Here is a 21,039-nt window from a genome sequence, read left to right as displayed (position 1 = left end):
GAATTGACCGGATGGTCGATTTCGCGGAACGTGCGCGGATGAACGAGACTCGCGCGCCCCTGATCACCCCCGTCCTAGTGGCCGGTTGCCTGATCATCCTTGTCAGCTTCGCCATACGGGCGAGCTTTGGCGTGTTCCAGATCCCCATCGCGGCCGAATTCAACTGGCCCCGCGCCGAATTTTCGCTGGCGATTGCCATTCAGAACCTGGCCTGGGGAATCGGTCAGCCGATCTTTGGGGCCATCGCCGAAAAGATCGGGGATCGCAAAGCCATCATCATGGGCGCTTTGACCTATGCCGTGGGGCTTGTCGCGTCTTCCTACGCCGTGACACCGGGAGCGCATCAGCTTCTGGAAATCGCCGTTGGCTTCGGCATCGCAGGGACGGGTTTTGGTGTGATCCTGGCCGTTGTCGGACGCGCGGCGAGCGACGAAAACCGCTCCATGTCGCTGGCCATTGCGACCGCCGCCGGGTCGGCGGGGCAGGTGTTCGGCGCGCCGCTGGCGGAATACTTGCTGGGCTTCATGTCCTGGCAAAACGTGTTCATCATTTTTGCCGCCGCGATCCTTGCGACGCTGGCGCTGCTGCCGCTCATGAAAACGCAGCCCATGGCCGCACGCTCCGAGCTTGAGGACAGCATGGGGCAGATCCTGATCAAGGCCTTTCGCGACCCCAGCTATTCGCTGATCTTTCTGGGCTTCTTTTCCTGCGGCTATCAGCTGGCCTTCATCACCGCCCACTTCCCCGCCTTCGTGACCGAGATGTGCGGCGCGATCGACCCTTCGGGCACATTGGCGACCATCGGTGTTTCGACAACCTCGGCGCTGGGGGCGGTCTCGATCTCGTTGATCGGGATGGCAAATATCGCGGGTACGCTTTTGGCCGGCTATCTGGGCAAGAGCTACTCCAGGAAATACCTGTTGGCCGGTATCTACGCGGCGCGCACGGTGGTGGCCGCCGTGTTCATCCTGATGCCGATCACGCCAACATCGGTCATTGTCTTTTCCATTGCCATGGGGTCGCTGTGGCTGGCGACGGTGCCGCTGACCTCGGGTCTTGTCGCGCATATCTATGGGCTGCGCTATATGGGAACGCTTTATGGGATCGTCTTTTTCTCGCACCAGCTGGGCAGCTTTCTGGGCGTCTGGCTGGGCGGGCGGATGTATGACGCGTTTGGCGATTACACCATGGTATGGTGGATCGGTGTCGGCGTCGGCGCGTTCTCGGCCATCGTGCATCTGCCGGTCAAAGAACAGCCCCTGCCCGCACGCTTGGCCTAGACAGGCAGCGCCGTTGTCTTGAACACCGTGCGCAGTGCGAACGAACTTTGCATCCCCTGCACCCCTGGCAGACGCGACAGGTATTGGCGGTGGATGCGGGCGAAATCTTCGGTATCCGCCGCGACGACCTTCAGGATGTAATCCGCCGTTCCCGCCATCAAGTGACATTCCAGCACATCGGGGATCAGGGCGACCTCACGCTCGAACGCATCCAGCAATTCGTCGGCCTGCCCGGACAGAGTGATTTCCACGAAAATGGTCGATGGGCAGCCCATCTTGCGGGCGTCCAGAAGGGCGACATAGTCGCGAATATAACCTTCCGCCTCCAACCGCTGCACCCGCCGGTGACAGGCTGAAGGAGACAAGTTGATCTTTTCGGACAGGTCCGAATTGGAGATGCGCCCGGTGCGCTGAAGAACCGCAAGTATGCGACGGTCTATGCTGTCCAGTTCCATATTCCCACAAATATCTTGCGCATCTTGACTTCACTGCGATGCAATCTTCGACAATACCTATCGGATGCGCCACATCTTTTCAAAGCAATTGCGCGCGAAATCCTGCAGAATTGCCTCCTGTTACAAGAAATGAACCGACAACAGGGAATGAGGAGGATACCCAATGCTGATCGGATGCCCGAAAGAAATCAAACCGCAGGAGTTCCGCGTTGGTCTGACGCCTGCTGCGGCAGGCGAGGCGATTGCACGCGGACACAGCGTCATCGTCGAGACCAACGCTGGCATTGGTGCCGGGTTCACGGATGAGGACTATGTTGCCATTGGCGCCACCGTTCTGGACACCGCAGAAGAGGTTTTCGCCAAGGCGGACATGATCGTAAAGGTGAAGGAACCCCAAGCGGTCGAGCGCAAGATGCTGCGCGAAGGCCAGCTTTTGTTCACCTATCTGCACCTGGCCCCGGACCCCGAACAAACCAGGGACCTGCTGGACAGCGGTTGCACCGCGATTGCCTATGAAACCGTAACCGACCGCCATGGCGGCCTGCCGCTGCTGGCCCCGATGTCCGAAGTTGCCGGTCGTCTGGCCCCGCAAAGCGGCTCCTGGGCGCTGCAGAAGGCCAATGGGGGCAGCGGTGTGCTGATGGGGGGCGTTCCCGGCGTCCGTCCGGCCAATGTGGCCATCATTGGTGGCGGTGTCGTCGGCGCGGCCGCTGCGCGTGTCGCCGTTGGCATGGGCGCGAATGTCACTGTGCTGGATCGTTCGGTGCCGCGCCTGTCTTATCTGGACGACGTATTCATGGGGCGGCTGACCACGCAGTATTCTGACATGGCAGGGATCGCCGAGTTGCTTCCCCGCATGGATATGGTCATCGGTGCGGTACTGATCCCCGGTGCAGCCGCGCCCAAGCTGATCAGCCGCGAGCAATTGTCGCTGATGAAGCCCGGTTCGGTTCTGGTGGATGTTGCCATCGACCAAGGCGGATGCTTTGAAACGTCAAAAGCCACCACCCATGCTGAACCGATCTACGACGTGGACGGCATTGTGCATTACTGCGTGGCCAACATGCCGGGTGCAGTTGCCCGCACCTCGACCATCGCGCTTGGCAACGCGACTATGCCCTTCATGCTGGCGCTGGCAGGCAAGGGCTGGAAGCAAGCCTGCGCGGATGACGAGCATTTGCTGAACGGGCTTAATGTGCATGCGGGCAAGCTGACCTATGCCGCCGTGGGCGAGGCGCTTGGGCTGGACTACATCTCGGGCGCGGATGCGCTGAAGATCTGACCGTCGACAATACGCAAGAGAAGCCTCGCCACCTGGCGGGGCTTTTTCTTTGACAGGGCGGGTGGGCTGAAGCACCCTTGCGCCATGACCGATCTTTCACACGTCTTTCAAAGCACTGCCGTGGCAGATACCTTTGCTGGCTTTCCTGTGGACACACGCACGGGCCTGATGGCGCTGCGCAATCTGATATTCTCAACCGCGCGCGAAACGCCGGAAGTTGGCCGTATCGAAGAGACGCTGAAATGGGGCCAACCCGCCTATCTGACGCCCGACAGCAAGTCCGGCACCACGATCCGGCTGGGCGTGCCCAAGACAGGCGGTTATGCGCTTTACGTCCATTGCCAGACAACCTTGATTCCGGAGTTCCGCAGCCTGTTCGCTGACGAATTCACCTTCGACGGAAACCGTGCGATCCTGTTTCAGACGGGGCAGAATTTGCCGACCGAACCGTTGCGATTGTTCATCAGGAACGCGCTGACCTATCATCTGAAATGACCCCGGAAACGAAAGAAGCCCCGCACATGGCAGGGCTTTTCTTCAGGGTCATTCGTGACCGTCTGGATGTGGTAGCGTGGGGCGGACTTGAACCGCCGACCCCAGCATTATGAGTGCTGTGCTCTAACCAGCTGAGCTACCACGCCATCTCACATCGGGGGTCCGAATATTCCGGCGCGCCCCCGGTGTCAAACGAAAAACACCGAAATCGGGCAGCCGCGCGGGAAAAAGATCACGCAAAAAAGGGCGCCCGCATCCGGACGCCCCTCTGCATCTTCTGCCGGTGTGGTTACTTTTTCAAAGCGTCACGGATTTCGGCCAGAAGCTCGACCTCGGTCGGGCCTTCGGGGGCGACCTCGGGGGCGTCTTCCTCTTTGGCGACGGATTCCTTGGCCTTGTTGACGTAACGCACCAGCATGAACACCACCCAAGCGATGATCAGGAAATTGATAATCGCCATGATGAACGAGCCATAAGCAAACACCGCAGCACCGCTGTCGCGCGCGGCTTCAAGCGACGCACCTTCAGGCACGCTACCTGACAGCACAGCGTACATGTTTGTGAAATCAATCCCACCCATGAACAGCCCGATGATCGGGTTAATCAGGTCAGCCACCAGAGAGCTGACAATCGCCGTAAACGCGGCACCGATGATGATACCGACGGCCATGTCCATGACATTGCCCTTGGCGATAAAATCCTTGAATTCTTGAAGCATACTGTCCTCACTACACGCTTGCGCCGGCATGTTTCCACCGGCCTGACCAAAGCGTAGCGCAAAACATATCCCTTTGCATATTGTTTCGCGGGGAAAAACAGTGCGTCCGTACCCGTTGATTGTTGCCCGCGACCTAGCTGCTCAGGCCGCCTGTCAGGACATACCGCAGAATCTCGACCACCTGATGGGGTTCGCGCGCGACGGCAAGCGCTGCGGCGTCGACTTCTTTCAAGGGGTGGTCATGTTCGGGTTGCTGCAACACGATCAGGGATTTGCCTTTCGCAGCGGCATATCCGGCATCGAAGGCGGCGTTCCACTGGCGGTATTTCTCGCCAAATCGCACGACAACCACGTCGGCATCTTCGATCGCCTTGCGGGTGCGGATCGCGTTGATCATCGCGCCCTTGTGGTCGTGCCAATACTTGTTGTCCTCGGCCCCCAGAATGGCAACGCCGCAATCGTCCGAGGCGTCGTGGTCCGTCACCGGGGCCGAAAAGGTCACATCCAACCCTTTTGCTCCGTCGATGATCTGTTTGCGCCAATCGGTGTGAATCTCGCCGGACAGGTATACGTTCAGGGTCATGTCATTCCTCCAGTTTGGGCGCGGCCCCAAAAGGCCGCGCATGTCAGATTATCCGCGCAGCGTGCCGCCGGTGGCCTTGCCGACCTTCTCGACGATCCTGGCGCTGACGGCCTCGATCTCTTTCTCGGTCAGGGTGGCGTCGCGCGGTTGCAGGCGCACGGTGATGGCAAGCGATTTCTTGCCTTCGCCCAAGCTGCCGCCGATGAATTCGTCAAAGACATTCACATCGGCAATCAGCGCCTTGTCGGCCCCGGCGGCGGCGTTCACCAGATTTATGGCCTCTACATCGGCATCCACCACGAACGCGAAATCACGTTCGACGGGTTGAAGATCGCTGGCCCCCAGTGCGCCGCGCCCCGTGCCCTTGGCTTTGGGGAACGGCACTTTTGCCAGATGCACGGCGAAGGCCACGACCGGGCCTTTCACATCCATCTCGGCAATAGCTTTCGGGTGCAGTTCACCAAACGCGCCAAGGATATTCTTCGGCCCCAGCCCCAACTTGGCCGAGCGTCCCGGATGCCACCACGCGTTCATATCACGCACATAGGTCAGCTTGGCGGGTGCGCCGATCGCGTTCAGAACCGCCTCGACATCCGCTTTGGCGTCATAGGTATCGACCGGGCGGCGCGCGCCGAAACGGTCACGCGGGCCGGTGTGGCCGACCAGAATGCCGGTGACCATCTGTTCGTATTCTTCCGGCTCGCCGCCGTGGAACACGGGGCCAACCTCGAACAGCGCCAGATCCATGAAGCCGCGCGCCTGATTGCGGGCGGCAGCTTGCAGCAGACCGGGCAGAAGGGACGGGCGCATATGGCTCATCTCGGACGAGATCGGGTTTTGCAGGCGCGTGACATCCGCGCCACCGCCAAACCGCTTGGCGCTGCCTTCATCAATGAAGCTGTAGGTCACGCATTCATTGTAGCCCAGCGCAGCAACCGTGCGCCGCGCCATGCCTTCGCGTTTCTGCAGCGGCGTCAGGATCGCCTTGGGCACACCCACATGGGCGCGGGGCAAGGGTTTGCCCACCAGTTTGGTCAGGGAAGCCACCCGCGCGACCTCTTCCACCAGATCAGCTGAGCCTTGCACGTCCGGGCGCCAGCTTGGCACATGGGCCATACCGTCCTTGATGGTGAAGCCTAGCGCGGTCAGCGTCTTGCGCTGTTCGTCCGCCGGAATATCCATGCCGACCAGCGATTGCACCCGGTCGGTGTCCAGCTTATAGGCGCGGCTTGTGTCCGGCACTTCGCCCGCCGTCACCACGTCCGACGGCTCGCCCCCGCAAAGGTCGATGATCATCTGCGTCGCGGCCTCGATCGCCTGCGCGTTGTATTCCGGGTCGATGCCGCGTTCGTTGCGGTACCGCGCGTCGGAATTGATCTTCAGCGCACGCCCGGTGCGGGCGATCTGAGTGGTTTCCCAGAAGGCGGCTTCAAGGAACACATTGGTGGTTTCTTCCGTGCAGCCGGTGGGCAGACCGCCCATGATGCCGCCGATGGACTCGACACCTTCGTCATCCGAGATCACGACCATGCCGGGTTCGAAGGTATATTCCTTCTCGTCCAGCCCCATCAGCGTCTCGCCGCCCTTGGCGCGATGCACACGTAGGTCGCCTTTAACCTTGTCGGCGTCAAACACGTGCAGCGGGCGGTTCATGTCATAGGTGAAGAAGTTGGTGATATCGACGAGGGCCGAGATCGGGCGCAGCCCAATCGTGCGCAGCCGCGCTTGCAGCCACGCGGGGGACGGCCCGTTCTTCACGCCCTTGATCAGACGACCCATGAACAGTGGGTTTGCGTCCTTAGTGTCATCATCAATCGTCACGTTGATCGGGCTGGGGAAGCTGCCATTGACCTTATGCTCTTTCAGAGGTTTCAGCGTGCCCAGACCACGGGCGGCCAAGTCACGCGCAACGCCGCGCACGCCCAGCGCGTCGGGGCGGTTGGGGGTGATCGCAATCTCGATCACCGGATCGACCTTGGTCGGGTCATTGGCGGCCAGCCAGTCGACGAACCGCTCGCCCACCTCGCCCGAGGGGAGTTCAATAATGCCGTCATGCTCGTCCGACAGCTCCAGCTCACGCTCGGACGCCATCATGCCGTGGCTTTCAACGCCCCGGATCTTGCCGACGGACAGCGTCACGTCGATGCCGGGCACATAGTCGCCGGGCTTGGCAAGGACCACGGTGATCCCTTCGCGCGCATTCGGCGCCCCGCAGACGATGGTCTTGTCACCTTCGTTGGTTTCGACCGTGCAGACGCGCAGACGGTCGGCGTCGGGGTGTTTTTCGGCAGACTTGACCTTGGCGAGCGTGAACGCGCCCAGACGGTCGAGGGGGTTGAAGATGCCCTCAACCTCCAGCCCCAGATCGGTGCAGGCCTCGGCGATGTCATCGACGCTCGCGTCGGTGTCGAGGTGGTCTTTCAGCCAGGAGATGGTGAATTTCATTTTGTTTCTCCTATTCCCAAATTGGCACAGGGAGCGAGCCAATCTGAAACTACAATTGGGAGCTTCGGACAGTAGCTTTGAGGCGCAAGCACTTGTGACAACACTATCCAAATGAATGCCAAAATTGCGCTCAAACCGGCTAGTAGTTTCTTCCAGTTAACTAGCATTTGGCTGATAAAGCTTGGCGAAGGCGGCACGGGAACAACGGGCAATTCTTCCTCTAGTGAAGGATGCCCGAAGATCGTCTTTCCTTTGTCCGTCATGCTAACTTCTGGATGAACGAAATCCACGATTTCTTGCCGAGAAAGCTCATTCACGGCACTCATAAGTGCCGATCCACTATGAAATAAATGGATCAGTTCGCTTGTGTTAATCGTGGCACTTGGTTGATTGAGAAGTGCATCGACTATCTTTTTAGCTTCTGCCGAGACATTCACCTACTCAACCCCCCACGCATCGTCGGCACGTCCAGCGCAGCAAACCCGTAATGCCTTAGCCAGCGCAGGTCTGAATCAAAGAACGCGCGCAGGTCGGGGATGCCGTATTTCAGCATCGCCAGACGGTCGATGCCCATGCCGAAGGCGAAGCCTTGCCATTCGTCCGGGTCCACGCCTGCTGATTTCAGCACGTGCGGGTGCACCATGCCGGAGCCGAGGATTTCCATCCAGTCGTCGCCCTCGCCCAGTTTCAAGGTGCCACCTTCCCATGAACAGCGGATGTCGACCTCGGCGGACGGTTCGGTGAAGGGAAAGTGCGAGGCGCGGAAGCGCAGTTCGATCCCGTCGATTTCAAAAAACGCGCGGCAGAATTCTTCCAGCACCCATTTCAGGTTCGCCATCGAGATATCTTTGTCGATCGCCAGCCCTTCAACCTGATGGAACATGGGCGTGTGGGTCTGGTCGTAATCGGCGCGGTACACGCGGCCCGGTGCGATCACGCGGATGGGGGCGCCCTGATCCATCATCGCGCGGATCTGCACGGGGCTGGTATGGGTGCGCAGCACGTGCGGCGGGCGGTTGTCGCCCTCGGGCATGGTCATATAGAACGTGTCCATCTCGGTCCGGGTCGGGTGTTCGGCCGGGATGTTCAGCGCGTCGAAATTATACCAGTCGCTTTCGACCTGCGGGCCCTCGGCAACGGCGAAGCCCATGTCGCCGAAGATGGCGCTGATTTCTTCCGTGACCTGTGAAATCGGGTGGATGGACCCCTGACGCTGCGGGCGGCCCGGCAGGGTCACGTCCAGCCATTCGGTGCGCAGGCGTTCGTCAAGGGCTGCATCGGCCAGCGCGGATTTCTTGGCGGAAATGGCCGAGTTGATCTCGTCCTTCAGCGCATTCAGCTTGGGGCCAGCGACCTGCCGCTCCTCGGGCGTCATCTTACCCAGTTCGCGCATCTTCAGGGCCACTTCGCCCTTCTTGCCGACCGCCTGCACGCGGATGTCTTCCAATGCGGCTTCGTCCGCAGCATTGGCCACGGCGTCGATATATTTTTGCCTCAGATCGTCCATCCCGGACCCCTTTATTTACGTCATGCCCCTGCTACGAAACGGGGCGTCAGAAAGCAAGAAGCCGCGAGACCTGAAAAGGTCCGCGGCTTCCTAAATTGTCTCTCCGATGTGTCGGAGTTACGCGAGCGCGGCCTTCGCCTTTTCGACGATGGCACCAAAAGCGTCAGGCTCGTGCACGGCCAGATCGGCCAGAACCTTACGGTCCACTTCCACACCGGCCAGGTTCAGGCCGTTGATGAAGCGCGAATAGGTCAGGGCTTCGTCATGCGAACGGACGGCAGCGTTGATCCGCTGGATCCACAGCGCGCGGAAATTGCGCTTGCGGTTCTTGCGGTCGCGGGTTGCGTATTGGTTCGCCTTGTCGACGGCCTGACGCGCCACCTTGAAGGTGTTTTTGCGGCGACCGTAATAGCCTTTTGCGGCCTTGACGACTTTCTTGTGACGGGCGTGGGTTGTGGTTCCACCTTTAACGCGGGACATATCTGTATCTCCTCTTAGCGGTCGTAGGGCATGAAGCCCTTGACGATCTTGGCGTCGGGGGCGGACAGGGTCGTGGTGCCACGGGCGTCACGAATAAACTTGTTGCTGCGTTTGATCATGCCGTGGCGTTTGCCGGCCTGACCTGCCAGGACCTTCCCGGTCGCAGTCACCTTAAAGCGCTTCTTGGCGCTCGATTTGGTCTTCATCTTGGGCATTTCCGTCTCCTTCATGGGTTCGGTTTACGCGCGACTCGGCATGCCACTTGGCCGGTCACGCATGAAGTGCGGCGTATAGGCGGAATCGGTCAGGCTGGCAAGTGGTTTTTGCCCTTCCGGGCCATCACGCGGATCAGGCGGCCAGCATCACCTTCAGTCGCCCGAAAACCGTTCGGAAGGCGGTGAAAATATCCTCGATCTGATAGCCGCCAGGACGGTTCATCATTGCCATCGCAATCAGCACACCCCCGATCATGAACATGATCGCCGGCACGCGCGGGGCGCGGCCGTCACGGATTGCCGACAGGAATGACGGGATCGACAGCGCAAGCACAATGATCCCGACAACAATAAACGTGTCTTCCCTCATTACTCTCTCCTCCGCACCCACCGTGGTGCGACACTAACAGGTTACTCCTGATCTGTGGCAAAAATTTGCCGTTCATCGCAGGGGGCGACGCGAAGGATGTTCGTTGTGCCTGGCACATTGAAAGGCACACCGGCAGTGACGACAATTTGATCGGCCTCAGTGGCGAAACCGGCACTGCGCGCAGCCCGCGCGGCCGAGACCACGGCGGCCTTGAAGCGAAACACCTCGTCCGGGGTGACGAAGCAGTTGGTGCCCCAGGTCAGACATAGCCGCCGCGCGGTGCCGCGCAAGGGGGTCAGGGCAAGGATCGGGACGCGCGGGCGTTCGCGCGCGGTCAAAAGCGCGGTTGTGCCCGATTGCGTGAAACAACAGATTGCCTTGATGTCGGTGGTCTCTGCGATTTCGCGGGCGGCGGCGACGATCCCGTCCGCCACGCCGCTGCGGGTGGCAACGCGGTGGGCGTCGACCTGATCCAGATAAGTCTGATCGTGCTCCACCTCGATCGCGACGGCGTTCATGGTCGACACGGCCTCGACCGGATACTGTCCGGCGGCGCTTTCCGCCGACAGCATCACCGCATCGGTGCCATCATAAATGGCATTGGCGACGTCCGAGACTTCGGCCCGCGTCGGCATCGGGCTTTCGATCATGCTTTCCAGCATCTGGGTCGCCACGATCACCGGCTTGCCCGCGCGGCGGCACAATTGGATCAGCCGCTTCTGGATCGGGGGAACGGCGTGAACGGGCAGTTCAACGCCCAGATCACCGCGCGCCACCATGATCCCATCGGACGCCGCAAGGATCGCGTCAAACGCGTCCACGGCGGCAGGCTTTTCGATCTTCGACAGGATTGCCGCGCGCCCATGTGCCAGTTCGCGCGCTTCTTCAACATCGGCGGCGCGCTGCACGAAGCTCAGCGCCAGCCAGTCGACGCCCAGTTGGCAGGCGAACTCCAGATCGGCGCGGTCCTTGTCCGACAGTGCGGCCAAAGGCAGCACCACATCCGGCACATTCACCCCCTTGCGGTCCGAGATCGTGCCTCCGACCTCGACCACGCAGTTTGCGAAGTCTTTGCCGCAGTCCTTGACCTTCAGGCGCAGCTTGCCGTCATTGACCAACAGGGTCGAACCGGGCTTGAGCGCGGCAAAAATCTCGGGATGTGGCAGGCAGACCCGGTGGCTTTCACCCGGCGTTTCATTCAGGTCAAAGCGGAACTCCTGGCCTTCCTCGATATCCGCTGCCCCGGCCGAGAACACCCCACAGCGCAGCTTTGGCCCCTGCAAATCCGCCAGGATCGCAATCGGACGCTCCATATCCTTCTCAACACGCCGCACAAGCGCATGACGCTCGCGTTGTTCATCATGGGTGCCATGCGACATGTTCATACGGAAGACGTCCGCACCAGCCTCGAACAGCGCCCGAATCGTGTCGTAGTCGCTGGATGCCGGGCCAAGTGTGGCAACGATCTTTACGTTTCGGTGGCGTCTCACGGGGAACCTCTCGTTGTTATTGCTCTTTTTCGCGGGTTAATGGCTCTATGCCCGAAAATGTTAGCGCCGACAACTGGCGCTTGCCAAACGGCTCGCATAAACGGGTCTGGCAAACATGAATGACATACGCATGACATACCATCCCTATCATATCCTTGGCGAAGATCGACCCTCGCGATGGTTGATCACTTGCGACCACGCGACCAATACCGTACCGCCCTGTGTGGGCAACGGCGATCTGGGTGTCAGCCCCGAAGACATGGCCCGACACATTGCCTATGACGTTGGCGCGGCGGGCGTTTCGCGTCACTTGTCCGATCTTCTGGATGCCCCGGCGATCCTGTCCAACTTCTCGCGCCTGGTGATCGACCCCAACCGGGGCGAGGATGATCCGACGCTTGTGATGAAGCTGTATGACGGCACCGTCGTCCCGGCCAACCGCCACGTCGATCAGGCCGAACGCGACCGAAGGCTGAACGCGTTCCACCGCCCTTATCACCGCGCCATCGCGCAACTCGCCGCGCGGCAGGCCAACACAGTCATACTGGCCATGCATTCCTATACGCCGCAGCTTCAGGGGCGCGAAAAACGCCCGTGGCATATCGCCATCCTGCATGATCGCGACAGCCGGCTGGCCACCCCGTTGATTGCGCGGCTCAGGCAGGAAGCCGACCTGTGCGTGGGCGAGAACGAGCCCTATGGCGGGCATCTGGATGGGGACAGCATTGACCGCCACGCGGTGCTGACAGGGCGGGTCAACGCCCTTATCGAGATCCGTAACGACCTGATCGAAACCGAAGATCAGCAACGTGGCTGGGCCGAACGTCTGGCGCCGATCCTGACCGAAACACTGGCAAAAACCGGGTTGTGACCGCCACGATCCCAAAAGCGCGGCGCGGCGCTTGACCTTGCAAGGCGTGCCCCCACCTGTTGAAATGCCAACAACGACCGAAAGGACAGGCCATGGACAACCAAACCCGCATTGAAATCGAAGCCGCCGCGTTTCGTCGGCTGCAAAAGCACCTGATGGAAGACCGGCCCGAGGTTCAGAATATCGACATGATGAATCTGGCCGGGTTTTGCCGCAACTGCCTGTCGCGTTGGTATCAGGAGGCCGCGAACGCGCGCGGTATCGAGATGACGAAAGCCGAAGGGCGCGAGGCTTTCTACGGGATGCCCTATGACGACTGGAAAGAGAAATTCCAGACCGACGCCAGCGCCGAAAAGCAGGCCGCATTTGACGTGGCGTTCAAGGAAAATGTGCTGGGCGAGAAGGGCTGATGCGCCCATCCGACCAGTTGGCCGAGTTCACCCGCGAGGCCCTGGCCGCCGGCCGAAGCCGCGACGACATCCGCGCGGCGTTGGCACAGTCCGGCTGGGCAAAGAACGAGGTCGCCGAGGCGTTGGACGCCTGGGCCGACATCGACTTTCCCATACCCGTTCCCCGCCCGCGCCCCTATGTCTCGGCGCGCGAGGCGTTCTTCTATGGCATCATGTTCGTGGCACTGGCGATGACCGCGTGGCATCTGGTGGCACTGCTGCACAACCTGATCGATCATTGGATCACCGACCCGCTGGAAGAAAATGCGGGCCGCTATGTGCTGTCGTCGACCCGATGGTCGATTGCAGCACTGATCGTGTTTGCGCCGACCTTTCTGGTGCTGAACCGGCGGACCGTGAAGGCGACCAAGGTTGATCCGGGCAAACGCCGGTCGGGCGTGCGCAAATGGTTTGGCTATGTCACGCTGTTTCTGGCCTCGATCTCGCTTTTGGGCGATCTGATGGCGGTGATCTATGCGCTGCTCAGCGGCGAGCTGACCTTGCGGTTCATCCTGAAAGCCGTGGTGGTGGCCGGGGTTGCCGGTGCGATCTTCGCCTATTTCCGGCAGGAAGCGGACGAGGCGCGTGATGCAGCGTGACGCCATCACGCCTTTGCTGATCGGGACGGTCGTTCTTGCCGCGATCGCCGCGGGTCTGGCCATTACCGGCGGCCCCGGCAGCGCACGCGCCGAAAAGCGCGACATGGCCCGATTGGCCGACTTGCGCACCCTTGCGGCATTTGTCAGATGCGTGGCCCAGACCACGGGCCAAGTTCCCGAAACACTGACCCCGACCGAAGACTGCGGCACCGACCTGCCCCTGACCGACCGCACCAGCCAGTCGCCTTATCGCTATGAGGCGCTGTCCGAGACCTCGTTTCGACTGTGCGCCGCGTTCGAGCGCCCGGAGCTGATAACGGAATACGACATGGCCGGGGCCAGTTGGCAACCCGAACGGGGCTGCTTTGCCCTGTCCGAGCCATAGCCAAACCCCCATTCGGATGGGTTGGGCGCATTCAATGATGCAGAGCCAGTGCGATCAGACCGCCACTTTCCGGCTTTCGTCCAAATAGATTTCGCGCAGGCGCAAGGCCACCCGGCCCGGTTTGCCATCGCCCAGCACCTTGTCGTCGATCTGCACCACCGGCATTACGAAGGCCGAGGCCGAGGTAAAGAACGCCTCGTCCGCGTTCTGGGCTTCTTCGATGGTGAAACTGCGTTCCTCAACCTCCATCTGCGCCTCTTCGGCACAGCGCAGCACGGCGGCGCGGGTGATCCCGTGCAGGATGTCGTTTGACAGCGCACGGGTGATAATCTTGCCGTCCTTCACGATATAAACGTTGTTCGACGTGCCTTCGGTCACATAACCGTCTTCGACCATCCAGGCATCGTCAGCCCCCGCCGCCTTGGCCATCATCTTGCCCATCGAGGGATAAAGCAGTTGCACCGTCTTGATGTCGCGCCGCCCCCAGCGGATATCGTCGATGGAAATCACCTTCATCGGCTTCACAGTGTCCGCCAGACCCGGCTTTGACTGGGTGAACAACACAACAGTCGGCTTCACCTCGTCCGGATCAGGAAAGGCGAAATCCCGATCCGACGCGGCGCCACGCGAGATTTGCAGATAGATCAACCCCTCGTCGATGTCGTTCAAACGCACCAGTTCACGGTGAACTTCTAGCAGGTCATCCGTCGAGATCGGGTTTTCCATGCCCAGCTCGTCCAGCGACCGTTTCAACCGCTCGGCATGGCCGTCAAAGGCAATCAGCTTGCCATTCAAGACACTCGTCACCTCGTACACGGCATCGGCAAACAGGAAACCACGGTCAAAGATCGAGATTTTCGCCTCGGTCTCGGGCAAATACTCTCCGTTCACGTAAACGGTGCGGGTCATGTCGTCTCTCCTTGGTGTGACGCTGCGGGTGCGTTGACCCGCGCGACGTTTCCTGTTCTGGCTGTTGATACTCGGGTCCGTGAAAGATGCAAAAGGGAAATCAGATGCCGACTGCGACACAATCAGCCCTGATCATGCTGGCCGCGGGGATTGGTATCCCTGTGCTGGCGGCTTTGAATGCAGCCTTGGGGCAGCGGATGGGGTCGCCGGTTGCCGCCGGAGTGATCCTGTTTCTGGTGGCGCTGTTGACGACGTTGGTTGTGTTCCTTTTCTCTGGTGGCTCTGTGAAAGGTGCCATCGGGTCGCCGCCGCATTTGTTCTTTGCAGGCTGTCTGGTTGCCTTCTATGTCCTCACCATCACATGGGTTGCGCCCAGTTTCGGGGTTGGCAATGCGGTGTTCTTCGTCCTTCTGGGGCAACTCATCTCTGCCGCTGCCATCGACCATTTTGGCCTGTTCGGCGCGCAACCCAGCCCCTTGTCGTTCTGGCGTAGCGCCGGGATTGCGGTGATGGGGCTGGGCGTGTTCCTGACGCAAATTGCAGGGCGCACCTGACCCCTACCCCCATAAAGCCGCATCCGGCGGGTGAATGCCTTTTTTGTCATAAAACATGGGTGTTGGCCGATCTTCGGCCAGCAAAAGCGGGCCGTCCAGATCCGTGACCATGGCCCCTTGCGCAACAAGCGTGGCCGGCGCCATCGCAAGCGACGATCCCACCATGCAGCCCACCATGACCTTATAGCCTTCGGCCAGGGCCGCATCACGCAAGGCCAAGGCCTCGGTCAACCCGCCGGTCTTGTCGAGCTTGATGTTCACCACATCATATTTCCCGGTCAGCTTGGACAGGCTGGCGCGATCATGGCAGCTTTCATCGGCACACACCGGCACCGGGCGATCCATCCCGATCAGCGCCTCGTCTTCGCCAGCGGGCAAGGGCTGCTCCACCAAACTCACACCCAGACGCACCAGGTGCGGGGCAAGGTCGGCATAAACCTCAGCCGACCAGCCTTCGTTGGCGTCGATGATGATCCGGGCATCGGGGGCTCCCGCGCGCACGGCTTCAAGCCGCGGCATGTCGTCGGGCGTGCCCAGCTTGATTTTCAGAAGCGGGCGATGGGCATGTTTTGCCGCCTGTGCCTGCATCTGGGCGGGTTCCGCCAGTGACAAGGTGTAAGCGGTGACCTCTGGTCCGGGGGCGGGCAATCCGGCCATCTCCCACACCCGTTTGCCCAAACGCTTTGCGTCCAGATCCCAAAGGGCGCAATCCACCGCGTTGCGCGCAGCCCCGGCGGGCAACAGGTCATACAGCGCCTGCCGGATCAGATCAGCGGGCAGGCCCATGATCTGATCCGTAACGCTGTCCAGCGTTTCACCATAGCGCGCATAGGGCACGCATTCGCCCCACCCTTGATGGTCGCCATCCTGCACGCGCACTGTCAGCACCTTCGCTTCGGTCCGTGATCCGCGCGAGATGGTGAACACCTCGGCCAGTTTGAAAACGTCCGCTGTGACTGAGATTTTCATACCCGCCCCCTTTTCGTATTGGTTCAGAAGCCTAGACCGCCGCCAGCGCATCAACCAGCTTTTCCGCGCCGAAGCGGAACGGATCAGTGGCGGGAAGGTTCATCTTTCCCTCAAGTTCAGCCAGATAGGCGGCGGCGTCAGCCTCGCTCATATGCTGCGTGTTGACCGAGATGCCGACGACCTGACAGGCGGGGTTCACCACCCGGGCCATGGTCAGGGCAACGTCGCGCAATTCTTCCAAAGTCGGCAGTTTGTAATCCGGCAAACCGCGCATATGCTCGCGCGTCGGTTCGTGACACAGGATCAGCGCATCGGGCTGACCGCCATGGATCAGTGCCATGGTCACCCCGGAATACGAGGCGTGGAACAGCGATCCCTGCCCCTCGATCAGATCCCAGTGATCCGGGTCGTTGTCAGGCGAGATATATTCGACGGACCCGGCCATGAAATCCGCAACCACCGCATCCAGCGGCGCGCCGTCGCCGGTGATCAGGATGCCGGTCTGCCCTGTTGCGCGAAACGAGCAGTTCATGCCGCGTGCGCGCATTTCCTTGTCCATGGCCAGCGCCGTGTACATCTTGCCGACCGAACAATCGGTGCCGACCGCCAGACACCGTTTGCCGGTGCGCTTCACGCCGTTGGCGATGGGATATTTGACTTCGGGCAGGCGCACATCGTGCAACGCGCGACCGGTGGCTTCGGCGACGGCGGCCAGGTCGGGTTCGTCGCGCAGAAGATTGTGCAGACCCGAAGCTAGATCAAACCCTTCTTCCAGCGCCATGACCAAAACCTTCTTCCACGCCTGCGAAATCACACCGCCACGGTTTGCGACACCGATCACCAGCGTCTTGGCCCCCGCCGCCCTGGCTTCGCGCAGGGTCATATCCGTCAGGCCCAGATCGGCCTTGCAACCCTCCATCCGGTATTGGCCCACAGCGTTTTCCGGACGCCAGTCCTTGATGCCTTGTGCAACTTTCACCGCCAGCTGGTCGGGCGCATCGCCCAGAAACAGAAGATATGGTGTCTTGATCATGATCGCGCCCTCAACAAGATTCAACGATGGGATAATCGACGAGGATCACTTCAAATTTCTTGCAAAATTGGCGAGGTAGAATTCAATTTTCGAATATTCTTCTTTCTCTTACACTATCCATAGGAATTTCTTTCCCGCGATGCAGCCAATCCTTCACCTTCTTGCATTGCTGCACCGCAGGGCGCGTTGATTCTGCAACTGCAAAATGACCTTGCGAAGCGCGCGGTAATTTAATAACGGTTGCGGTCAAGAAATCGCAACTTCATTACCGAAAGGCGACCTATGTCCTTCCGCATCCAACCTGCCGCCCCTGCACGTCCCAACCGCTGCCAGTTGTTCGGCCCGGCCTCGAATACCAAATTGTTTGCAAAAATGGCCACATCTGCCGCTGATGTGATCAATATCGACCTTGAAGACAGCGTGGCTCCCTCGGACAAGGACACGGCGCGTGCCAACGCGATCGAGGCGATCAACACCGTCGACTGGGGCAACAAGTATCTGTCTGTGCGGATCAACGGGCTGGACACGCCCTATTGGTATCGCGATGTGGTGGACCTGCTGGAGCAGGCAGGCGACCGTTTGGACCAGATCATGATCCCGAAAGTGGGCTGCGCCGAAGACATCTACGCCGTGGATGCACTGGTCACGGCCATCGAACGCGCGAAAGGCCGCAGCAAGCCCATCAGCTTCGAGGTCATCATCGAAAGCGCCGCCGGCATCGCGCATGTGGAAGCCATCGCAGCCGCATCACCCCGCCTGCAAGCCATGTCGCTGGGCGCGGCTGATTTTGCGGCCTCGATGGGGATGCAGACCACCGGGATCGGTGGCACGCAGGAAAATTATTATATGCTGCGCGAGGGTGAAAAGCACTGGTCCGACCCTTGGCATTGGGCACAAGCCGCCATCGTCGCCGCCTGCCGAACCCATGGCATTCTGCCGGTCGATGGTCCGTTCGGTGACTTTTCGGATGACGAGGGATACATCGCGCAGGCCAAACGCTCGGCCACATTGGGGATGGTTGGCAAATGGGCCATCCATCCGAAACAAATCGCATTGGCGAACGAGGTGTTCACACCTTCAGCCGAAGCCGTGTCCGAAGCGCGCGAGATTCTGGCCGCGATGGAAGACGCCAAGGCCAAAGGCGAAGGGGCGACAGTGTACAAAGGCCGCTTGGTGGACATCGCGTCCATCAAACAGGCCGAAGTCATCGTGGCACAGGCTGAACTGATCGCGAACAGCTAGGCGCAAGCAGCCCATCAAGCCAGCGGCATACACAGATCAGTCAGCAGATCCTCGGGCGGTGTGTCTCGCGGGTCGTTCAGATAAACTTCGTAACAGGGGGCGTCGGCGGGAGTTTCCCCGGATGTGGGCAACCACCCGCCATACAGCGCGTCATAGCCGGATTTCAGCGTCGCATAGGGCCCTTTGTAGGTCATCACGGCAGTCCGCCCGCCTTTGATCTCGACGCTGTTAAACCCTTCGGGGATGTCGTCCCCCCGCCATTCCGCCCCGGCGAAGCTGCGCAGGTCTTCCTCGGCCACCGCTTCTGCATCGTCATAGTAAACGCCGATCATCGGGCCACATTTTCCCCAAAGATCGCGCGACCCGATCATGGCAGCGGCCGTTTCGAACTTTTCGCCGATCAACATATAGGCTACCTTTGTGCGGCAAGCCGATCACGCGGCGGGCAGGGTTGTCGCGAATTTCAACGGGATGCATCTTCAATCCTCCTCTTCGTTGCAAAAGCGCCGGGGCATCCAGCCGACCGGCTTGACGAAACGCCATCGGGGTCATGCCATAAGAGGCGCGAAAGGCCTGCACAAAGCTGCGGGGATTGGGATAGCCGCATTCCTGCGCGATCTCATCCACCGACGTGTCCTCTCGCACCAATCGTCCCGCCGCGCGATGCAGTCGCATCCGGCGAACCACCTGCGCGCAGGTCTCGCCTGTCATCGCGTGAAAGACCCGGTGCCAGTGAAACCGTGACATGGCAGCAACTTCGGCCAACCGATCCAGCGACAGATCCCCATCGGGATTGTCGTGAACATAGGTCAGCACGCGCAGCAGCCGATCTTCGTAACGCATGACTTGTCCTTCCAGTTTCGTCTGAAATCTGCTTAATCCGAACCACACGCATAAATCTTGCCGATTTGCACGCCTGTTGAAACGGGCAACAGTTGTATTGCCGCCCCGCAAGCGGCATATAGTCAGGAACATTGTGCAACCGGGCTGATCCATGACCAACTATCTTGAGTTCGAAAAACCGCTGGCAGAAATCGAAGGCAAGGCCGAGGAACTGCGCGCCCTTGCCCGCTCAAACGAAGAGATGGATGTGGAAGGCGAAGCCAAGGCCCTGGACGCCAAAGCCGTGACTCTTTTGAAAGACCTGTACAAAGACCTTACGCCCTGGCGCAAATGTCTGGTTGCGCGCCACCCCGACCGGCCCCATTGCAAGGACTATATCGAGGCGCTGTTTACCGAATACACGCCACTTGCCGGCGACCGGAATTTCGCCGATGACCACGCCGTGATGGGCGGCCTGGCGCGACTGGGCGACATCCCCGTCGTCGTCATGGGGCAGGAAAAGGGCAATGACACGAAATCGCGGATCGAACGCAATTTCGGCATGGCGCGGCCCGAAGGCTATCGAAAGGCGATCCGGCTGATGGACCTGGCCGACCGGTTCGGCCTGCCGATTGTGATGCTTGTGGACACGCCCGGTGCTTATCCCGGCAAAGGGGCGGAAGAACGCGGCCAGTCCGAGGCCATTGCCCGGTCGACTGAACGCAGCCTGAATGTCAAATCGCCCGTAATCTCGGTGATCATCGGCGAAGGCGGATCAGGCGGGGCCGTGGCGCTGGCCACTGCCAACACGGTGATGATGCTGGAACATTCGATCTATTCGGTGATCAGCCCGGAAGGCTGTGCCTCGATCCTGTGGAAAGATGCCGAAAAGATGCGCGAGGCCGCCGAGGCTCTGCGCCTGACGGCCCAGGATCTGAAGCAGTTGGGCGTGATCGACCAGATCATCCCCGAACCTTTGGGCGGCGCCCAACGCGGACGCCGCGAGGCGATTGCCGCCGTCGGCAAAGCCATCGAAGCCGAACTGAAGGCGCTCAAGAAACGTCACAAGGGCGACGCCCTGATGAAGGAACGCCGCGAGAAATTCCTGAAAATGGGCTCCAAAGGTCTGGCGGCCTAAACCACAAAGGGGTCTCTGTTGGACTGGATAGCGTTCCTGGCCGAAGTCGAAGGCAACACCAATCATCTGGCTAGGGATATTCCTGAAACGATGAAAGGCTTTGCCCGGATGGGCGCGGCTGCCAAAACCAATGGGGCGCTCAGCGAAAAGACCAAGGAATTCATCGCACTAGGCATCGCCATCTCGACCCGCTGCGACAGTTGCATCGGCTTTCACGTGCGATCTCTGGTTCGTCTGGGTGCAACATTGGACGAATTGAACGAGGCGCTCGCGATGGCGTCCTATATGGGCGGTGGCCCGGCGATCGCTTACAGCGCCAAGGCACGCGAAGCGTTCGAGCAGTTCAGCGCGGGCTGAACATGGCACACCAGCGCATCCCGAAGGATAAAATGTATCCAGATTTTCCAAATGCTCGCGCCCCATAATCTATGGACTGAACGACCTGATCCGACAGAACGGACAATCGAAAAGGGTTACTCCATATCGTTTGGGCATTCTAATTCAGTGCGGTTTGATAGAGAGATCCAACCGTTGGAGGCGCCATACGTTGTTCATCGGATCCATGTCCGCAATCTGGCAAACGCACACATCATAACATTCCGCAGACATTTTGATCTTTGTTTGGGGGAGTGGGTTGTTTTTTTGAGTATTTGAACGCAGAACCGCCGCCGGCATTTCTGCTCGGCGGCGGTTTTTTTAATTTTAATCGTATTGAGAGAATTGAGCTGCTTACTAGGTTTGGCGGTGA

General features: G+C 60.2%; 26 protein-coding genes and 1 tRNA gene. 11 read left to right on the top strand and 16 right to left on the bottom strand.

The window, feature by feature from the left end:
* Window positions 1-38: 38 nt before the first annotated feature.
* Window positions 39-1,280 carry an MFS transporter gene (locus MUY21_RS04715; RefSeq protein ID WP_248409575.1) on the top strand — a complete coding sequence of 414 codons (1,242 nt, stop codon included), beginning with the start codon at window positions 39-41 and terminating at the stop codon, window positions 1,278-1,280.
* Here MUY21_RS04715 and MUY21_RS04710 read toward each other — a convergent pair.
* Window positions 1,277-1,735 (bottom strand): Lrp/AsnC family transcriptional regulator, encoded by a 459-nt coding sequence (locus MUY21_RS04710; RefSeq protein ID WP_191287583.1) that lies wholly within the window; start codon window positions 1,733-1,735, stop codon window positions 1,277-1,279. The genes MUY21_RS04715 and MUY21_RS04710 overlap by 4 nt on opposite strands.
* Window positions 1,736-1,898: 163 nt before the next feature.
* Between MUY21_RS04710 and ald the strand changes: the two genes are divergently transcribed.
* Together ald and MUY21_RS04700 are read left to right on the top strand one after the other, a co-directional pair.
* Window positions 1,899-3,017: an alanine dehydrogenase gene (gene ald, locus MUY21_RS04705; protein WP_248409215.1), complete on the top strand. Its 1,119-nt coding sequence runs from the start codon at window positions 1,899-1,901 to the stop codon at window positions 3,015-3,017.
* Window positions 3,018-3,101: 84 nt separating this feature from the next.
* Window positions 3,102-3,512 carry a DUF1801 domain-containing protein gene (locus MUY21_RS04700; RefSeq protein WP_248409214.1) on the top strand — a complete coding sequence of 137 codons (411 nt, stop codon included), beginning with the start codon at window positions 3,102-3,104 and terminating at the stop codon, window positions 3,510-3,512.
* A gap of 69 nt (window positions 3,513-3,581) precedes the next feature.
* On the opposite strand, the gene MUY21_RS04695 is transcribed toward MUY21_RS04700, so the two are convergent.
* The 10 genes from MUY21_RS04695 to pyk all read right to left on the bottom strand — a co-directional run bounded on the left by MUY21_RS04695 (window position 3,582) and on the right by pyk (window position 11,320).
* A tRNA-Met gene (locus MUY21_RS04695) sits at window positions 3,582-3,658 on the bottom strand.
* Window positions 3,659-3,801: 143 nt separating this feature from the next.
* Complete coding sequence (gene mscL / locus MUY21_RS04690; RefSeq protein WP_248409213.1) at window positions 3,802-4,230, bottom strand: large conductance mechanosensitive channel protein MscL; 429 nt, start codon at window positions 4,228-4,230, stop codon at window positions 3,802-3,804.
* 133 nt (window positions 4,231-4,363) lie between these two features.
* Window positions 4,364-4,813 (bottom strand): YtoQ family protein, encoded by a 450-nt coding sequence (locus MUY21_RS04685; protein WP_248409212.1) that lies wholly within the window; start codon window positions 4,811-4,813, stop codon window positions 4,364-4,366.
* A gap of 48 nt (window positions 4,814-4,861) precedes the next feature.
* Entirely contained in the window at window positions 4,862-7,258 is a 2,397-nt protein-coding gene (pheT, locus tag MUY21_RS04680; protein WP_248409211.1) for a phenylalanine--tRNA ligase subunit beta, read from the bottom strand.
* On the bottom strand, window positions 7,255-7,695 hold the full coding sequence (locus MUY21_RS04675; protein ID WP_248409210.1) for a hypothetical protein: 441 nt from the start codon (window positions 7,693-7,695) through the stop codon (window positions 7,255-7,257). Before MUY21_RS04675 ends, pheT begins: the two co-directional genes overlap by 4 nt.
* The gene (pheS, locus tag MUY21_RS04670; RefSeq protein WP_248409209.1) at window positions 7,692-8,765 is read right to left on the bottom strand and encodes a phenylalanine--tRNA ligase subunit alpha; all 1,074 of its coding nucleotides are present in this window, start codon (window positions 8,763-8,765) and stop codon (window positions 7,692-7,694) included. The genes MUY21_RS04675 and pheS overlap by 4 nt, the downstream gene beginning before the upstream one ends.
* Before the next feature lie 117 nt (window positions 8,766-8,882).
* Window positions 8,883-9,245: a 50S ribosomal protein L20 gene (gene rplT / locus MUY21_RS04665; RefSeq protein WP_191287591.1), complete on the bottom strand. Its 363-nt coding sequence runs from the start codon at window positions 9,243-9,245 to the stop codon at window positions 8,883-8,885.
* A gap of 14 nt (window positions 9,246-9,259) precedes the next feature.
* Window positions 9,260-9,460 carry a 50S ribosomal protein L35 gene (gene rpmI, locus MUY21_RS04660; RefSeq protein ID WP_248409208.1) on the bottom strand — a complete coding sequence of 67 codons (201 nt, stop codon included), beginning with the start codon at window positions 9,458-9,460 and terminating at the stop codon, window positions 9,260-9,262.
* Between the two features lie 133 nt (window positions 9,461-9,593).
* Window positions 9,594-9,830: a hypothetical protein gene (locus MUY21_RS04655; protein ID WP_248409207.1), complete on the bottom strand. Its 237-nt coding sequence runs from the start codon at window positions 9,828-9,830 to the stop codon at window positions 9,594-9,596.
* A gap of 41 nt (window positions 9,831-9,871) precedes the next feature.
* Window positions 9,872-11,320, bottom strand: a complete 1,449-nt coding sequence (gene pyk, locus MUY21_RS04650) for a pyruvate kinase (RefSeq protein WP_248409206.1) — start codon at window positions 11,318-11,320, stop codon at window positions 9,872-9,874.
* 130 nt (window positions 11,321-11,450) lie between these two features.
* On the opposite strand from pyk, the gene MUY21_RS04645 reads away from it, so the two are divergent.
* From MUY21_RS04645 to MUY21_RS04630, 4 genes are all read left to right on the top strand, one after another.
* Window positions 11,451-12,191 carry an N-formylglutamate amidohydrolase gene (locus MUY21_RS04645; protein ID WP_248409205.1) on the top strand — a complete coding sequence of 247 codons (741 nt, stop codon included), beginning with the start codon at window positions 11,451-11,453 and terminating at the stop codon, window positions 12,189-12,191.
* 92 nt (window positions 12,192-12,283) lie between these two features.
* The gene (locus MUY21_RS04640; RefSeq protein ID WP_248409204.1) at window positions 12,284-12,601 is read left to right on the top strand and encodes a DUF1244 domain-containing protein; all 318 of its coding nucleotides are present in this window, start codon (window positions 12,284-12,286) and stop codon (window positions 12,599-12,601) included.
* Window positions 12,601-13,239 carry a DUF5671 domain-containing protein gene (locus MUY21_RS04635; RefSeq protein WP_248409203.1) on the top strand — a complete coding sequence of 213 codons (639 nt, stop codon included), beginning with the start codon at window positions 12,601-12,603 and terminating at the stop codon, window positions 13,237-13,239. Before MUY21_RS04640 ends, MUY21_RS04635 begins: the two co-directional genes overlap by 1 nt.
* Window positions 13,229-13,624, top strand: coding sequence for a hypothetical protein (locus MUY21_RS04630; RefSeq protein WP_248409202.1), 396 nt, complete (start codon window positions 13,229-13,231; stop codon window positions 13,622-13,624). Before MUY21_RS04635 ends, MUY21_RS04630 begins: the two co-directional genes overlap by 11 nt.
* A gap of 54 nt (window positions 13,625-13,678) precedes the next feature.
* On the opposite strand, the gene MUY21_RS04625 is transcribed toward MUY21_RS04630, so the two are convergent.
* A complete protein-coding gene (locus MUY21_RS04625) occupies window positions 13,679-14,533 on the bottom strand; it encodes a D-amino-acid transaminase (RefSeq protein ID WP_248409201.1) in 855 nt (284 codons plus the stop codon).
* Between the two features lie 104 nt (window positions 14,534-14,637).
* Between MUY21_RS04625 and MUY21_RS04620 the strand changes: the two genes are divergently transcribed.
* Window positions 14,638-15,087 carry a DMT family transporter gene (locus MUY21_RS04620; RefSeq protein ID WP_248409200.1) on the top strand — a complete coding sequence of 150 codons (450 nt, stop codon included), beginning with the start codon at window positions 14,638-14,640 and terminating at the stop codon, window positions 15,085-15,087.
* A gap of 3 nt (window positions 15,088-15,090) precedes the next feature.
* Here the strand turns inward: MUY21_RS04620 and dgcA are convergent, their stop codons facing one another.
* Together dgcA and dgcN are read right to left on the bottom strand one after the other, a co-directional pair.
* Window positions 15,091-16,056 (bottom strand): N-acetyl-D-Glu racemase DgcA, encoded by a 966-nt coding sequence (gene dgcA, locus MUY21_RS04615; RefSeq protein WP_248409199.1) that lies wholly within the window; start codon window positions 16,054-16,056, stop codon window positions 15,091-15,093.
* Window positions 16,057-16,087: 31 nt separating this feature from the next.
* Window positions 16,088-17,089: an N-acetyltransferase DgcN gene (gene dgcN, locus MUY21_RS04610; RefSeq protein WP_248409198.1), complete on the bottom strand. Its 1,002-nt coding sequence runs from the start codon at window positions 17,087-17,089 to the stop codon at window positions 16,088-16,090.
* A gap of 282 nt (window positions 17,090-17,371) precedes the next feature.
* On the opposite strand from dgcN, the gene MUY21_RS04605 reads away from it, so the two are divergent.
* A complete protein-coding gene (locus tag MUY21_RS04605) occupies window positions 17,372-18,331 on the top strand; it encodes a CoA ester lyase (protein ID WP_248409197.1) in 960 nt (319 codons plus the stop codon).
* A 14-nt stretch (window positions 18,332-18,345) separates the two neighbouring features.
* Here MUY21_RS04605 and MUY21_RS16150 read toward each other — a convergent pair whose 3' ends face one another.
* Window positions 18,346-18,702 carry a GyrI-like domain-containing protein gene (locus tag MUY21_RS16150; RefSeq protein ID WP_348984577.1) on the bottom strand — a complete coding sequence of 119 codons (357 nt, stop codon included), beginning with the start codon at window positions 18,700-18,702 and terminating at the stop codon, window positions 18,346-18,348.
* A complete protein-coding gene (locus MUY21_RS16145; protein ID WP_348984576.1) occupies window positions 18,644-19,174 on the bottom strand; it encodes an AraC family transcriptional regulator in 531 nt (176 codons plus the stop codon). The genes MUY21_RS16150 and MUY21_RS16145 overlap by 59 nt, the downstream gene beginning before the upstream one ends.
* Window positions 19,175-19,325: 151 nt before the next feature.
* On the opposite strand from MUY21_RS16145, the gene MUY21_RS04595 reads away from it, so the two are divergent.
* Window positions 19,326-20,291, top strand: a complete 966-nt coding sequence (locus tag MUY21_RS04595) for an acetyl-CoA carboxylase carboxyltransferase subunit alpha (protein ID WP_248409196.1) — start codon at window positions 19,326-19,328, stop codon at window positions 20,289-20,291.
* A gap of 18 nt (window positions 20,292-20,309) precedes the next feature.
* Window positions 20,310-20,648 carry a carboxymuconolactone decarboxylase family protein gene (locus MUY21_RS04590; protein ID WP_248409195.1) on the top strand — a complete coding sequence of 113 codons (339 nt, stop codon included), beginning with the start codon at window positions 20,310-20,312 and terminating at the stop codon, window positions 20,646-20,648.
* The last annotated feature ends 391 nt before the right edge of the window (window positions 20,649-21,039 follow it).

It is taken from the genome of Aliiroseovarius sp. S2029 (assembly GCF_023195575.1).
GTDB classification, from domain to species: Bacteria; Pseudomonadota; Alphaproteobacteria; order Rhodobacterales; family Rhodobacteraceae; genus Aliiroseovarius; species Aliiroseovarius zhejiangensis.
This window is presented reverse-complemented; position numbering and strand designations above follow the sequence as displayed.